Annotated in this window: 8 protein-coding genes, 2 tRNA genes and 3 rRNA genes; 11 read left to right on the top strand and 2 right to left on the bottom strand. The window is 46.2% G+C overall.

Annotation, left to right across the window (positions count from 1 at the left end; genetic code table 11):
• Positions 1–67: 67 nt before the first annotated feature.
• The 3 genes from VY86_RS05680 (at position 68) to VY86_RS05670 (ending at position 1,824) form a co-directional block, all read left to right on the top strand.
• Entirely contained in the window at positions 68–658 is a 591-nt protein-coding gene (locus tag VY86_RS05680) for a YjaG family protein (RefSeq protein WP_046974239.1), read from the top strand.
• 186 nt (positions 659–844) lie between these two features.
• Positions 845–1,117: a nucleoid-associated protein HU-alpha gene (gene hupA / locus VY86_RS05675; RefSeq protein WP_021322843.1), complete on the top strand. Its 273-nt coding sequence runs from the start codon at positions 845–847 to the stop codon at positions 1,115–1,117.
• Between the two features lie 65 nt (positions 1,118–1,182).
• A complete protein-coding gene (locus tag VY86_RS05670; RefSeq protein ID WP_046974238.1) occupies positions 1,183–1,824 on the top strand; it encodes a DUF1481 domain-containing protein in 642 nt (213 codons plus the stop codon).
• Between the two features lie 18 nt (positions 1,825–1,842).
• Here VY86_RS05670 and purD read toward each other — a convergent pair whose 3' ends face one another.
• Both purD and purH read right to left on the bottom strand, forming a co-directional pair.
• The gene (purD, locus tag VY86_RS05665; protein WP_046974237.1) at positions 1,843–3,126 is read right to left on the bottom strand and encodes a phosphoribosylamine--glycine ligase; all 1,284 of its coding nucleotides are present in this window, start codon (positions 3,124–3,126) and stop codon (positions 1,843–1,845) included.
• A 21-nt stretch (positions 3,127–3,147) separates the two neighbouring features.
• Positions 3,148–4,737 (bottom strand): bifunctional phosphoribosylaminoimidazolecarboxamide formyltransferase/IMP cyclohydrolase, encoded by a 1,590-nt coding sequence (gene purH / locus VY86_RS05660; RefSeq protein ID WP_046974236.1) that lies wholly within the window; start codon positions 4,735–4,737, stop codon positions 3,148–3,150.
• 582 nt (positions 4,738–5,319) lie between these two features.
• Between purH and VY86_RS05655 the strand changes: the two genes are divergently transcribed.
• The 8 genes from VY86_RS05655 to aceA all read left to right on the top strand — a co-directional run bounded on the left by VY86_RS05655 (position 5,320) and on the right by aceA (position 15,603).
• Positions 5,320–6,865: ribosomal RNA gene (locus VY86_RS05655) — 16S ribosomal RNA — on the top strand.
• 69 nt (positions 6,866–6,934) lie between these two features.
• Positions 6,935–7,011 (top strand) — tRNA-Ile (locus tag VY86_RS05650).
• A 126-nt stretch (positions 7,012–7,137) separates the two neighbouring features.
• Positions 7,138–7,213, top strand: a tRNA-Ala gene (locus VY86_RS05645).
• A gap of 162 nt (positions 7,214–7,375) precedes the next feature.
• Positions 7,376–10,286, top strand: a 23S ribosomal RNA gene (locus VY86_RS05640).
• A 127-nt stretch (positions 10,287–10,413) separates the two neighbouring features.
• Positions 10,414–10,529, top strand: a 5S ribosomal RNA gene (gene rrf, locus VY86_RS05635).
• Together the 16S, 23S and 5S rRNA genes with 2 tRNA genes alongside form the textbook arrangement of a ribosomal RNA operon.
• 887 nt (positions 10,530–11,416) lie before the next feature.
• Positions 11,417–12,346, top strand: coding sequence for a homoserine O-acetyltransferase MetA (gene metA, locus VY86_RS05630; RefSeq protein ID WP_046974235.1), 930 nt, complete (start codon positions 11,417–11,419; stop codon positions 12,344–12,346).
• Positions 12,347–12,633: 287 nt separating this feature from the next.
• On the top strand, positions 12,634–14,232 hold the full coding sequence (aceB, locus tag VY86_RS05625) for a malate synthase A (RefSeq protein WP_046974234.1): 1,599 nt from the start codon (positions 12,634–12,636) through the stop codon (positions 14,230–14,232).
• Between the two features lie 63 nt (positions 14,233–14,295).
• Complete coding sequence (gene aceA / locus VY86_RS05620) at positions 14,296–15,603, top strand: isocitrate lyase (RefSeq protein WP_046974233.1); 1,308 nt, start codon at positions 14,296–14,298, stop codon at positions 15,601–15,603.
• Positions 15,604–15,642: the final 39 nt, after the last annotated feature.

Below are 15,642 nucleotides of genomic sequence, written 5' to 3'. Positions count from 1 at the left end.
AGCGTGTGGATCTTCTTGAATTTCAGGTAAACTGCGAAGCAAATTATGCATTAATGAGTAAGAGCTAATGTTACGAAACCCGATACATTTACGGCTGGAAAAACTTGAAAGCTGGCAGCATCTGACTTTCATGGCGAGTTTATGCGAACGGATGTATCCAAATTACCAGATGTTCTGTCGTCAGACAGCGTTCGCAGAACCTGCTCTTTACCGCCGTATCTTGGATTTGGTGTGGGAAATATTAGTTGTAAAAGATGCCAAGGTTAATTTTGATAATCAGCTGGAAAAGTTGGAACAAATTATTCCGTCAGCAGATGATTACGATATTTACGGTGTGTACCCGGCAATTGATGCGTGTATTGCGTTAGGGGAAATTATTCATGCCCGTCTGAGTGGTGAGACATTGGAGCATACAATTGCAGTGAGTGAAATTTCAATTCGCACCGTTGCTATGCTTGAAATGACCCACGCCGGGAAAGAAATGACCGATGAAGAATTAAAAGTATTACCTGCCATTGAACAAGAGTGGGACATTCAATGGGAAATTTATCGCTTATTGGCCGGCTGTGAAGAGCGGGATATTGAGTTGATTAAAGGATTGAAAGCTGACCTCCGGGAGTCAGGAATTAGCAACATTGGCATAAATTTAACGCAGTAAAGTGAAAAAACGTGATTTAATGCTTTAAATGCCATGTTCAAAGGCTTCACTTTTGCCCCCACTCTGTTCTACATTTGGGGGGTGAAAAGAAGTGGCTATCGGTGCGTGTATGCAGGGGTGCTGTCATTCGGCATATCCGTCGCACTCGATGCTTTGCAAACGATAAACACACTGTAAGGATAATCTATGAATAAGACTGAATTAGTTGATGCAATCGCAGAAAGCGCAGACCTGACCAAAGCTCAGGCGAAAGCTGCTCTGGAATCAACTTTGAATGCAATTACTGAATCCCTGAAAGAAGGTGATTCAGTACAGCTGGTGGGCTTTGGTACTTTCAAAGTTAACCATCGCGCAGAGCGTACTGGCCGTAACCCTCAAACCGGTAAAGAAATTACAATCGCTGCTGCGAACGTACCTGCTTTCTCTGCTGGCAAGGCACTGAAAGACGCAGTTAAATAATTTCATTGCAAAAAAGAAAAGATAGAAGGGGTATTTATCCCCTTTTGTTGGTTCGTCAGGGGCTGATGACACTAGGATTCGTCTTCGCGCTCAGCGCCTGTACCAATCAACCAAAAGAACCTTCTTTTAGTGCAAGTGGATTCATCGCAGATGATGGCGTTGTCCGCTTGTGGCGCCTCAACGATCAAAATAGTAAGCCTCTGGTGCTAATGAGTGTTTACAGCCCTTACCGTAATGGCAATACCATCGTGACTTTTTATGAATATAAACAGGGCGATTTACGCCAAATTCGTCGTGAAATTCTGAATGATGAAAATCCATTGGCGGAACAACTTCGTTTAGATAAATCCGGTGATGTGATTTTTATGCAAAAGCAGTCAAAAACGCGGCGTGAACCACTTTCCAGTGATGATATTGTTCGCATGCAGTTTGACGCTAAACGGGCTCTTGAGTTAAGTGATGCGCTGATCGTGGGAAATGTGCGTTTGATGCAAGGACATTGGCATAACGGAAAAGTCACTACTTGTGCGGGTGACACGATTTCCGTCGAGTTTGAACCCTACGCGAGGTCATGGCTTGAACAGCGCGAAAAAAGAAGCTACGGTCAATTAACAATTGCCTGGTTGGAAGCTTCGGCTGGCCGCGAATTACTGCTGGTAGCCAATAACGACTTCTGCCGTTGGGAACCGACGAAGGACAGCCTCTGACCTCCGTCAGTTTTGTGATTACTTCAGCCGGTTAATTGCCCGGTATCCAATATCCTTGCGGTAAAAATAGCCACTCCATTCAATCTTTTCTGCTTGCTGGTAAGCATTTTTCTGTGTATCGGCAATGGTTTCTCCCAAGGCGGTAACACACAGAACACGGCCACCTGCGGTAATAACATCACCGTTTTTCAGCGCTGTACCTGCATGAAAAACCTTGATGCTTTCATTTTCTCGTTGGGGCAAGCCATGAATAATGTCCCCTTTGTGATAATCGGCAGGATATCCGCCGGCAGCCAGCACTACACCCAGAGCAGGGCGTTCGTCCCAATCAGAAGTTTTACCAGTAAGCTCGCCTTTTGCACCGGCCAGACAAAGTTCAACTAAATCGGAACGCATACGCATCATGATTGGCTGAGTTTCCGGATCACCAAAGCGACAGTTAAATTCAATCACTTTCGGTTCGCCATTCTGGTTGATCATCAACCCGGCATAAAGAAAACCGGTATAGACATGACCTTCAGCAGCCATACCATTAACCGTAGGATAAATAATTTCTTCCATAATACGCTGGTGGATTGCATCGGTGACGACCGGAGCGGGTGAATAGGCCCCCATTCCCCCAGTGTTCGGGCCGGTGTCACCGTCACCTACGCGCTTATGATCCTGGCTGGTAGCCATAGGAACAACATTCTTGCCATCGACCATAACGATAAAACTCGCTTCTTCGCCAGTTAAAAACTCTTCAATAACAATCCGATGGCCTGCATCACCAAATGCATTTCCGGCCAGCATATCTTTTATAGCGGACTGGGCTTCTTCCTGTGTCATCGCAACAATTACACCTTTACCCGCAGCCAACCCGTCCGCTTTTATGACAATAGGTACGCCGACTGTATCCAGATAGGCGAGAGCCGGTTCGATTTCTGTAAAATTTTGATAAGCCGCCGTTGGGATTTGATGGCGTGCCAGAAAATCTTTGGTGAATGCTTTTGAACCTTCTAATTGAGCGGCTGCCTGAGTTGGACCAAAGATAGTCAACCCCGCTTTTTGGAATGCATCGACAATACCAATGACCAATGGCGCTTCAGGGCCAACGATAGTCAGCCCGATATTATGGCTTTGTGCAAATGCTAACAGGCTATTGATATCTGTCGCTGAGATATCAATATTTTCCAGATTGCTTTCCAGAGCGGTTCCTGCATTTCCTGGAGCAACATAGACTTTATCAGCCAAAGGAGACTGAGCTGCTTTCCATGCCAGAGCGTGCTCGCGTCCACCGCTACCAATAATTAAAATATTCATTCAGTTCACTCCTGCTATTGATTAGTGGCGGAAATGGCGCATGCCAGTAAAAATCATGGCGAGACTATGTTCATCAGCAGCTGCAATGATTTCGTCATCACGGATAGAACCGCCTGGTTGGATAACACAGCTCACTCCGACAGCCGCTGCCGCATCAATGCCGTCACGGAATGGGAAAAATGCGTCAGAAGCCATTGCACACCCCTGAACCTCCAAACCTTCGTCGGCGGCTTTAATTCCAGCAATTTTTGCAGAATAAACGCGGCTCATTTGACCTGCACCGATACCGATGGTCATATCATTTTTTGCATAAACAATTGCATTTGATTTGACAAATTTAGCAACTTTCCAACAGAACAGGGCATCTTTCATTTCTTGTTCCGTGGGTTGACGTTTGGAAACTACACGTAAGCTATCTGTAGTTACCATGCCAAGATCGCGATCTTGGACCAGCAGGCCGCCATTAACACGTTTGAAATCAAGACCAGCAACGCGGGTTTCCCATTTGTCACTGACCAGAACACGGACATTTTGCTTGGTAGCCAAAATGGGTAATGCATCTTCATTTATTGAAGGGGCGATAATTACCTCAACGAATTGGCGATCGATAATGGCTTGTGCAGTTTTAGTATCAAGTTCGCGGTTAAACGCGATAATACCGCCGAAAGCTGAAGTAGGGTCTGTTTTGAATGCGTGATCATAGGCTTCGTGAATATCTTTACCTATTGCTACGCCGCATGGGTTAGCGTGCTTAACGATAACACATGCAGGTTCTAAGAATTCCTTAACACATTCCAAAGCTGCATCTGTATCAGCAATGTTATTATAGGAAAGCGCTTTACCTTGTAATTGAGTTGCCGTTGCGATGGACGCTTCAGAGATATTCTCTTCTATATAGAAAGCAGCGTCCTGATGACTGTTCTCGCCATAACGCATATCCTGCTTTTTAGTGAAATTTAGATTCAGGGTACGAGGGAAACGTCCTGATGGTTGAGTGACGTCACCGTAATAAGGCGGAACCAGTTTGCCAAAATAGTTAGCAATCATACTGTCATAAGCAGCGGTGTGTTCAAATGCCTTAATTGCTAAATCAAAACGGGTCGATTGTGTCAGTGAATCTTGATTGTTATCCATCTCTTCAATGATTCTTTCATAATCATTACTATTAACTACGATCGCGACATCTTTGTGGTTCTTAGCAGCAGAGCGAACCATTGTTGGTCCGCCGATATCAATGTTTTCAACAGCATCTTCCAAAGTGCAATCTGGTTTAGCAACGGTTTGTGCGAATGGATATAGATTCACAACCACCATATCAATTGGTGAGATTTGGTGTTGTTCCATAATCTCATCATCTTGCCCGCGGCGACCAAGGATTCCGCCATGCACTTTGGGATGCAGGGTCTTAACGCGTCCATCCATCATTTCAGGAAAGCCGGTGTAATTTGAAACTTCAGTAACCTTCAGACCAGAGTCAGCCAGTAAACGGGCTGTGCCGCCAGTAGAAAGTAATTCAACACCGCGTTGAGATAAGGCTTTTGCAAATTCAACAATCCCTGATTTATCGGAAACACTGAGCAGGGCACGACGGATTGGACGAAGCTGTTGCATTGGTTTGATCCCTTGGATTTTATAAGGCAATAACATGTTATTGGGAAGAACCCACTATTATCAGGACATAAAAAATGGGCACTGCAATAACATTTCAGAACAGTCAGCTAAAATCACGCAATGATTTTAGCCACCGAATTGTAACGAAAACGTTTGCGTGATGCTCGATAAATTTTAACCCAACTAACCATTTGTGGATAAGTCTGTTGGTAAATGAGTATAAAGTGGGGTTTTGCTGTGGGATTAATCAAACGATCAATTTTCTTTAAAATAATTATTGCCAGCGCCGAAGAACTCCCTATAATGCGCCACCACTGACCGACACAACGCTGACAAAACGTGTGAGGCCAGGCAGAACAAAGCAAATAAGCGCTTGACTCTGCGGGCGAAAAGCGTAGTATACGCAGCCCGGCTGAACGAGAATATTACTTTTTATTTCAGCCTGCTCTTTAACAATTAATCAGACAATCTGTGTGGGCACTCACAAGACGGTATCACAAAAAAATACACTAAAGTCTTAAAGAGTGAACAACAGTTAATTCATAACGAATGAACAGTCAGTTTCTTTGAGCATCAAGCTTTTAATCGAAGAGTTTGATCATGGCTCAGATTGAACGCTGGCGGCAGGCCTAACACATGCAAGTCGAGCGGTAACAGGAAAATGCTTGCATTTTTGCTGACGAGCGGCGGACGGGTGAGTAATGTCTGGGGATCTGCCCGAGGGCGGGGGATAACCACTGGAAACGGTGGCTAATACCGCATAATGTCGCAAGACCAAAGTGGGGGACCTGAAAGGGCCTCACGCCCGCGGATGAACCCAGATGGGATTAGCTGGTAGGTAGGGTAATGGCCTACCTAGGCGACGATCCCTAGCTGGTCTGAGAGGATGACCAGCCACACTGGGACTGAGACACGGCCCAGACTCCTACGGGAGGCAGCAGTGGGGAATATTGCACAATGGGCGCAAGCCTGATGCAGCCATGCCGCGTGTATGAAGAAGGCCTTCGGGTTGTAAAGTACTTTCAGCGGGGAGGAAGGATATCGCTTGAACAGAGCGGTATGTTGACGTTACCCGCAGAAGAAGCACCGGCTAACTCCGTGCCAGCAGCCGCGGTAATACGGAGGGTGCAAGCGTTAATCGGAATGACTGGGCGTAAAGCGCACGCAGGCGGTCAATTAAGTTAGATGTGAAATCCCCGGGCTTAACCTGGGAACGGCATCTAAGACTGGTTGGCTAGAGTCTCGTAGAGGGGGGTAGAATTCCATGTGTAGCGGTGAAATGCGTAGAGATGTGGAGGAATACCGGTGGCGAAGGCGGCCCCCTGGACGAAGACTGACGCTCAGGTGCGAAAGCGTGGGGAGCAAACAGGATTAGATACCCTGGTAGTCCACGCGGTAAACGATGTCGATTTGGAGGTTGTTCCCTAAGAGGAGTGGCTTCCGGAGCTAACGCGTTAAATCGACCGCCTGGGGAGTACGGCCGCAAGGTTAAAACTCAAATGAATTGACGGGGGCCCGCACAAGCGGTGGAGCATGTGGTTTAATTCGATGCAACGCGAAGAACCTTACCTACTCTTGACATCCTCAGAATTTGCTGGAGACAGCGAAGTGCCTTCGGGAACTGAGAGACAGGTGCTGCATGGCTGTCGTCAGCTCGTGTTGTGAAATGTTGGGTTAAGTCCCGCAACGAGCGCAACCCTTATCCTTTGTTGCCAGCACGTAATGGTGGGAACTCAAAGGAGACTGCCGGTGATAAACCGGAGGAAGGTGGGGATGACGTCAAGTCATCATGGCCCTTACGAGTAGGGCTACACACGTGCTACAATGGCGGATACAAAGTGAAGCGACCTCGCGAGAGCAAGCGGAACACATAAAGTCTGTCGTAGTCCGGATTGGAGTCTGCAACTCGACTCCATGAAGTCGGAATCGCTAGTAATCGTAGATCAGAATGCTACGGTGAATACGTTCCCGGGCCTTGTACACACCGCCCGTCACACCATGGGAGTGGGTTGCAAAAGAAGTCGGTAGCTTAACCGTTTGGAGGGCGCTGACCACTTTGTGATTCATGACTGGGGTGAAGTCGTAACAAGGTAACCGTAGGGGAACCTGCGGTTGGATCACCTCCTTACCTGAGATGCAGTTGAGTGCAGTGCTCACACAGATTGTCTGATGAAAGAACAGAGTAAATTATCGTAACAGGCTTGTAGCTCAGGTGGTTAGAGCGCACCCCTGATAAGGGTGAGGTCGGTGGTTCAAGTCCACTCAGGCCTACCAAACGCGTTTCCTCTTTGCCATTTTCGAATGCTGCATGACTTATGTGCACGCGCACACTGCGTGATCCGCGTTGAAACTGGCTGCGATGAAAAAGTTTGTATAAAACTGGCGATAATGAATTTGTATGGGGCTATAGCTCAGCTGGGAGAGCGCCTGCCTTGCACGCAGGAGGTCAGCGGTTCGATCCCGCTTAGCTCCACCATACTAATAATAGTTCAGAGCATATTGGCGACAGTATGCTGCGAATTATTTTGCTCTTTAACAATCTGGAACAAGCTGAAAATTGAAACCGTCGATAATATCACCGAGGTATTATTGACCAGTCTCTCAACAATCGGCAATCCGAGACATTTTCGGGTTGTGAGGTTAAGCGACTAAGCGTACACGGTGGATGCCTAGGCAGTCAGAGGCGATGAAGGACGTGCTAATCTGCGAAAAGCGTCGGTAAGCTGATATGAAGCGTAATAGCCGGCGATGTCCGAATGGGGAAACCCAGTGCAATCCGTTGCACTATCGTTTGATGAATTCATAGTCAAACGAGGCGAACCGGGGGAACTGAAACATCTCAGTACCCCGAGGAAAAGAAATCAACCGAGATTCCCCCAGTAGCGGCGAGCGAACGGGGAGCAGCCCAGAGTCTGAATCAGCGGGTGTGTTAGTGGAAGCGTCTGGAAAGTCGCACAGTAAAGGGTGAGAGTCCCGTACACCAAAACACACAAGTTGTGAACTCAACGAGTAGGGCGGGACACGTGGTATCCTGTCTGAATATGGGGGGCCCATCCTCCAAGGCTAAATACTCCTGACTGACCGATAGTGAACCAGTACCGTGAGGGAAAGGCGAAAAGAACCCCGGCGAGGGGAGTGAAAGAGAACCTGAAACCGTGTACGTACAAGCAGTGGGAGCTTCTATTAATAGGGGTGACTGCGTACCTTTTGTATAATGGGTCAGCGACTTATATTCTGTAGCAAGGTTAACCGTTTAGGGGAGCCGCAGGGAAACCGAGTCTTAACTGGGCGCATGAGTTGCAGGGTATAGACCCGAAACCCGGTGATCTAGCCATGGGCAGGTTGAAGGTTAGGTAACACTGACTGGAGGACCGAACCGACTAATGTTGAAAAATTAGCGGATGACTTGTGGCTGGGGGTGAAAGGCCAATCAAACCGGGAGATAGCTGGTTCTCCCCGAAAGCTATTTAGGTAGCGCCTCGTGAATTCATCTTCGGGGGTAGAGCACTGTTTCGGCTAGGGGGCCATCCCGGCTTACCAACCCGATGCAAACTGCGAATACCGAAGAATGGTATCACGGGAGACACACGGCGGGTGCTAACGTCCGTCGTGAAGAGGGAAACAACCCAGACCGCCAGCTAAGGTCCCAAAGTCATGGTTAAGTGGGAAACGAGGTGGGAAGGCTCAGACAGCCAGGATGTTGGCTTAGAAGCAGCCATCATTTAAAGAAAGCGTAATAGCTCACTGGTCGAGTCGGCCTGCGCGGAAGATGTAACGGGGCTAAACCATGCACCGAAGCTGCGGCAGCGACATGAATGTGTCGTTGGGTAGGGGAGCGTTCTGTAAGCCGGCGAAGGCGGCGTCGTGAGGCCCGCTGGAGGTATCAGAAGTGCGAATGCTGACATAAGTAACGATAAAGCGGGTGAAAAACCCGCTCGCCGGAAGACCAAGGGTTCCTGTCCAACGTTAATCGGGGCAGGGTGAGTCGACCCCTAAGGCGAGGCTGAAAAGCGTAGTCGATGGGAAACAGGTTAATATTCCTGTACTGAATGTGACTGCGAAGGGGGGACGGAGAAGGCTAGGCCATCCGGGCGACGGTCGTCCCGGTTTAAGCGTGTAGGTGGGCAGGACAGGCAAATCCGTTCTGCTGCAACACTGAGGCGTGATGACGAGCCGCTACGGCGGTGAAGTGGTTGATGCCCGGCTTCCAGGAAAAGCCTCTAAGCATCAGGTCATATTGAATCGTACCCCAAACCGACACAGGTGGTCAGGTAGAGAATACTCAGGCGCTTGAGAGAACTCGGGTGAAGGAACTAGGCAAAATGGTGCCGTAACTTCGGGAGAAGGCACGCTGGCGGTAGGTGAAGGGCCGAGCGCCCGGAGCTGAAGCCAGTCGCAGAGACCAGCTGGCTGCAACTGTTTATTAAAAACACAGCACTGTGCAAACACGAAAGTGGACGTATACGGTGTGACGCCTGCCCGGTGCTGGAAGGTTAATTGATGGGGTTAGCGCGTAAGTGCGACGCTCTTGATCGAAGCCCCAGTAAACGGCGGCCGTAACTATAACGGTCCTAAGGTAGCGAAATTCCTTGTCGGGTAAGTTCCGACCTGCACGAATGGCGTAATGATGGCCAGGCTGTCTCCACCCGAGACTCAGTGAAATTGAACTCGCTGTGAAGATGCAGTGTACCCGCGGCAAGACGGAAAGACCCCGTGAACCTTTACTATAGCTTGACACTGAACATGGAGCCTTGATGTGTAGGATAGGTGGGAGGCTTGGAAGTGTGGACGCCAGTCTGCATGGAGCCATCCTTGAAATACCACCCTTGAATGTTCGATGTTCTCACCCGGGTGCGTGATCCGCATCGGGGACAGTGTCTGGTGGGTAGTTTGACTGGGGCGGTCTCCTCCTAAAGCGTAACGGAGGAGCACGAAGGTTGGCTAATCACGGTCGGACATCGTGAGGTTAGTGCAAAGGCATAAGCCAGCTTGACTGCGAGAGTGACGGCTCGAGCAGGTACGAAAGTAGGTCTTAGTGATCCGGTGGTTCTGCATGGAAGGGCCATCGCTCAACGGATAAAAGGTACTCCGGGGATAACAGGCTGATACCGCCCAAGAGTTCATATCGACGGCGGTGTTTGGCACCTCGATGTCGGCTCATCACATCCTGGGGCTGAAGTTGGTCCCAAGGGTATGGCTGTTCGCCATTTAAAGTGGTACGCGAGCTGGGTTTAGAACGTCGTGAGACAGTTCGGTCCCTATCTGCCGTGGGCGCAGGAAGATTGAAAGGGGCTGCTCCTAGTACGAGAGGACCGGAGTGGACGCACCACTGGTGTACGGGTTGTCATGCCAATGGCATAGCCCGGTAGCTAAGTGCGGAAGAGATAACCGCTGAAAGCATCTAAGCGGGAAACTTGCCTTGAGATGAGTCTTCCCTTGACGTAAGGTCACGGAAGGAACGTTTAAGACGAAGACGTGGATAGGCTGGGTGTGTAAGTGCAGCGATGCATTGAGCTGACCAGTACTAATGAACCGAGCGGCTTAACCTTACAACACCGAAGGTGTTTTAGTGCGAGAGATGAGAGAGAGATTCAGCTTGTTGAACAGATTGGTTCTGATGGTTGTGCGGCCCGGGGAAACGGGGGCGAGCATAACGGTCGGGATGAAATGAATTTGCCTGGCGGGGATAGCGCGGTGGTCCCACCTGACCCCATGCCGAACTCAGCAGTGAAACGCCGTAGCGCCGATGGTAGTGTGGGGTCTCCCCATGTGAGAGTAGGGAACTGCCAGGCTTGGTATTCGGTGAAGACCCTCAGCGTAAGCTGGGGGTTTTTGCGTTTTGGGGGATGATTTTATCGGCTGATTTACCTATTTACCTGCTTCGTCCGATATTCATTTCCTTTAAGAAACCAGGGTGAGATCTCACATTTTTAGAATGAATATTTTATTTAAAAATAAATCACATTTAATTTTAAAAACAGACTGAATGGATATCAAAGACTATTGATAAAGCCGTATTGAGTGGGAGAGATTATATCAATATCTTATTTATTGGTTGTTTTTTTCACAAAATGGAATCCCGTCCCATCTATAAAGTTTACTAGTAATTCTGAGCAGGTTTTATAGGTCATCACTCTTTGTTTTGTCTTCATAAATCAGCAATTAAATAACCTGATGATATAAAAATACCTATTCTTGTTTGTTCGTATAATCATCTTTTTTAGGGTTTAAATCCTGCCAAATTAACCATTTTATCCCTTTTTTATTTAGTTCGAATATCTGTTTCAGAGGAAGCTACATGTATTTCGGTGCTGGAGGTAAATCTGATAGTTTAGCAATAAGAATAATTTATTAATTATCTTGTTTGTTTCGTAGGGTATATTATTTTTAGTATTTATGGCTTGCTAGATAACTTCTTAAATCTTGTCTTTTTGTATTTATTTTCTTAATTTTTAAGTAAATTAACCTTATTATCTTTTTATATAAAAATGAAATTTAAATTGTTTTCTGTTTAAAATATTAAAAATTTATTAACTATTGTCATGTTGGATATCGTAGTATGAACAAAATGAAATAATTTCAGCTTACTTGTAAAGCCTCGACATTCAGCTAATACTTAGTTAGATTTAGCTATCTAGAAGTCTAAACATGCAAACGGATAAAAAATCGAGGTTATAGCATGCCAATTTGTATACCGGATGAATTACCTGCTGTGAATTTCTTACGAGACGAAAATGTGTTCGTGATGACATCTACCCGTGCAAATATTCAAAATATACGTCCGCTAAAGGTATTGCTGCTTAACCTGATGCCAAAGAAGATTGAGACAGAAAATCAATTTTTACGATTGCTATCCAACACACCTTTACAGGTAGATATTCAGTTACTCAGAGTAGATAACCGGAAGTGTAGAAATACGCCTATCGAGCATTTGAATAACTTTTATTGTGATTTCGAGCAGATAAAACACCAGAATTTTGATGGTTTAATTGTCACTGGTGCTCCATTGGGGTTAGTTGAATTTGGCGATGTGGCATATTGGGGACAGATTGAAAGAATAATTAGTTGGGCAAAGGAGCATGTAACTTCTACTTTATTTATCTGTTGGGCGGTACAAGCGGCTTTGAATATTTTGTATGGTTTGCCGAAGCTTACCAGAGAAGTAAAATTATCAGGTGTTTATTATCATACTACTCTGGATCCTCTGGCACTATTGACCCGAGGGTTTGATGAATCTTTTTTTGCTCCCCATTCCCGCTATGCGGACTTTCCTGAGCAGGTTATTCGTGAACATACCGATCTGGATATTCTTTCCAGCTCTGAAGATGCAGGCGTGTATTTGCTGGCGAGTAAAGATAAACGCATGGTGTTTGTAACGGGTCATCCTGAATATGATGCCGGAACACTGGCTGGTGAATATTTACGTGATTTAGCGGCAGGTCTGGATCCAAAGATCCCAATAAATTATTTTCCAGATAATAATCCAGAAAAAAAACCATTGGCATCATGGCGCAGCCACGGGCATTTATTGTTTTCTAACTGGCTGAATTACTATGTGTACCAGATTACGCCATATGATCTTACCTACATGAATCCAACACTGGACTAATATCTCCATAAATGGCTGAATCTCAGCCATTCCATTCCCCAGATTTTTTTCTGATCTTCTGTCAAAACATCGCACTTTTTGTAGTTTATCTTATATAACAAAAACTTAATAAAATCATTATGTGATTTATGGAATCGATTTCTCTAATTATGTATAGGTAATTTATCATTTAACTCATTGTTTTTACTTTAATAAAATTAATTTTTTTAAAAAATGGAAATCGTTTTTGATTTATTTTAAATATCGATTACTCTTATTCAGGTGTGCTTTAAAATGAGGATGAGTGAATGACGCAGCAAACTTTAGCGACTGAATTATCGTTTATTAAGCGATTTGGAGCGGCAGAGCAGGAGATTTTGACGCCTGAAGCGGTAGATTTTCTGGCAAATCTGGTGGTTCAGTTTACTGATACACGGAAAAAACTATTAGCGGATCGGGATGTTTGGCAGAAGAAAATTGATGGCGGCGAATTGCCTGATTTTATTTCGGAAACCAGTTCCATTCGAGAAGGTGAATGGAAAATTCAAAATATTCCATTCGATCTCCGTGACCGCAGAGTAGAAATCACTGGACCAGTAGAACGGAAAATGGTTATCAACGCTTTGAATGCGAATGTAAAAGTTTTCATGGCCGATTTCGAAGATTCCTTAGCACCGGTCTGGGATAAGGTTATTGAGGGGCAAATCAATTTACGTGATGCTGTTAATGGTACAATTTCTTACGTCAATGAGCAGGGTAAACAGTACCAGTTACAATCAGATCCGGCTGTTTTGATCGCACGGGTAAGAGGGCTTCATTTACCGGAAAAACATGTTCTCTATCAGGATGAACCCATTGCCGGCGGATTGTTTGATTTCGCGCTCTATTTTTACCACAACTATCAGCAATTGCTGGCAAAAGGGAGTGGCCCTTATTTCTATTTACCCAAAATTCAGTCTTACCACGAAGCGCTTTGGTGGAGTGATGTGTTCAGTTTTGCAGAAGATCGCTTTGATTTGCCGAGAGGTACAATCAAAGCAACAGTATTGATTGAAACTCTGCCCGCTGTATTTCAGATGGATGAGATTCTTTACCATCTTCGTCACCATATCGTTGGTCTTAACTGTGGTCGCTGGGATTACATTTTCAGCTATATCAAAACACTGAAAAATCATAGTGATCGGGTTTTACCTGATCGTCAATCTGTCACGATGGATCAACCTTTCCTGAGTGCTTATTCCCGTTTACTGATTAAAACCTGTCATAAACGTGGAGCATTTGCGATGGGGGGAATGGCCGCCTTTATTCCAAGCAAAGATTCTGAACACAACAAATGGGTGTTAGATAAAGTCCGGGCGGATAAAGAGTTGGAAGCGCGTAATGGTCATGATGGTACATGGGTTGCTCATCCTGGTCTTGCCGATACGGTAATGGAGATTTTCGATAAGGCATTGGGAGAACAGCAAAACCAGTTAGTGATTTCCCGCGGGGAAGATGCGCCTATCACGGCTGTGCAATTGCTGGAACCTTGTCCTGGAGAGCGTACTGAAGAAGGGATGCGCGCTAATATTCGCGTAGCAGTTCAATACATTGAAGCCTGGATTTCAGGAAATGGGTGCGTGCCTATCTACGGCTTGATGGAGGATGCTGCGACCGCAGAAATTTCCCGGACATCCATTTGGCAATGGATTCATCATGAAAAATCATTATCCAACGGTAAAAAAGTAACAAAAAGCTTATTCAGACAAATGCTGGAAGAGGAGATGGAGGTCATTAAGCAAGAAGTTGGAGAAACACGTTTCAGCCAAGGGCGATTTAACGATGCGGCCAAGTTGATGGAGCGCATTACGACTCAGGATGAGCTGATAGATTTCCTGACACTGCCGGGATATCAATTGCTCGATTAAGCAACGAATAATAATAAACCACCATTATCCGATTAATTTAATAAAAGATAGGAAGTAGAAGTCATGACAATCTCCAGAACTCAACAAATCGCTCAACTGGAACAGGAATGGAAAAGTGCTCGCTGGAATGGAATTATCCGCCCGTACAGTGCGGAAGATGTGGTCAAATTGCGTGGCTCGGTTAATCCCGAACATACATTGGCACAGCTTGGCGCCAAAAAACTGTGGGAACTGCTGCATGGCAAAGCAAAGAAGGGTTATGTGAATTCATTGGGTGCATTAACCGGCGGACAGGCATTACAGCAGGCAAAAGCGGGTATTGAGGCGATTTATCTTTCTGGCTGGCAGGTTGCGGCTGATGCTAACACGGCATCCAGTATGTATCCTGATCAATCCCTCTATCCGGTGGATTCGGTTCCAGCGGTAGTCAAACGTATTAACAACAGTTTCCGCCGTGCAGATCAGATTCAGTGGGCAAATGGCATTGGTATTGATAGCCCGGAATATACCGATTATTTTCTGCCAATTGTGGCGGATGCGGAAGCAGGATTTGGTGGTGTTCTGAATGCTTTTGAATTGATGAAAGCCATGATTGAGGCTGGTGCTGCCGCTGTTCACTTTGAAGATCAACTTGCTGCGGTGAAAAAATGTGGTCATATGGGCGGTAAAGTTCTGGTTCCGACACAAGAGGCTATTCAAAAATTGGTTGCTGCGCGTCTGGCAGCGGATGTGTCTGGCGTGCCGACACTGCTCATTGCCCGTACAGATGCCGATGCAGCTGATTTGCTGACTTCTGATTGTGACGCTTATGACAGTGAGTTTATTACTGGCAAGCGGACTTATGAAGGATTCTTCCGTACCAAAGCAGGTATCGATCAGGCGATTAGTCGTGGTTTGGCTTATGCGCCGTATGCTGACTTGGTGTGGTGTGAGACATCAACACCGGATATCGAAATGGCCCGCAGTTTTGCCGAGGCGATTCACGCCAAATATCCCGGTAAATTATTGGCTTACAACTGTTCTCCATCATTCAATTGGAAAAAGAATTTGGATGATAAGACCATTGCGCGTTTCCAGGCTGAACTGTCAGCAATGGGCTATAAATTCCAATTTATTACTCTGGCGGGCATCCACAGTATGTGGTTCAACATGTTCGACCTGGCACATGCTTACGCGCAGGGCGAAGGTATGAAACATTATGTGGAGAAGGTACAGGAAAAAGAATTCGAATCCATTGAACGTGGTTATACCTTCTCTTCCCATCAGCAGGAAGTGGGTACAGGCTATTTCGATAAAGTGACCACGATTATTCAGGGTGGGACATCATCTGTCACTGCATTGACTGGTTCTACGGAAGAAGAGCAGTTCTGATTGTTGTGTTTCTTATTCTATTCAGCCTGCTTATTGCAG

It is taken from the genome of Photorhabdus thracensis (assembly GCF_001010285.1).
Taxonomy (GTDB): domain Bacteria; phylum Pseudomonadota; class Gammaproteobacteria; order Enterobacterales; family Enterobacteriaceae; genus Photorhabdus; species Photorhabdus temperata.
The sequence above is the reverse complement of the archived record's forward strand: the minus strand, read 5'-3'. Positions and strand labels throughout refer to the sequence as shown.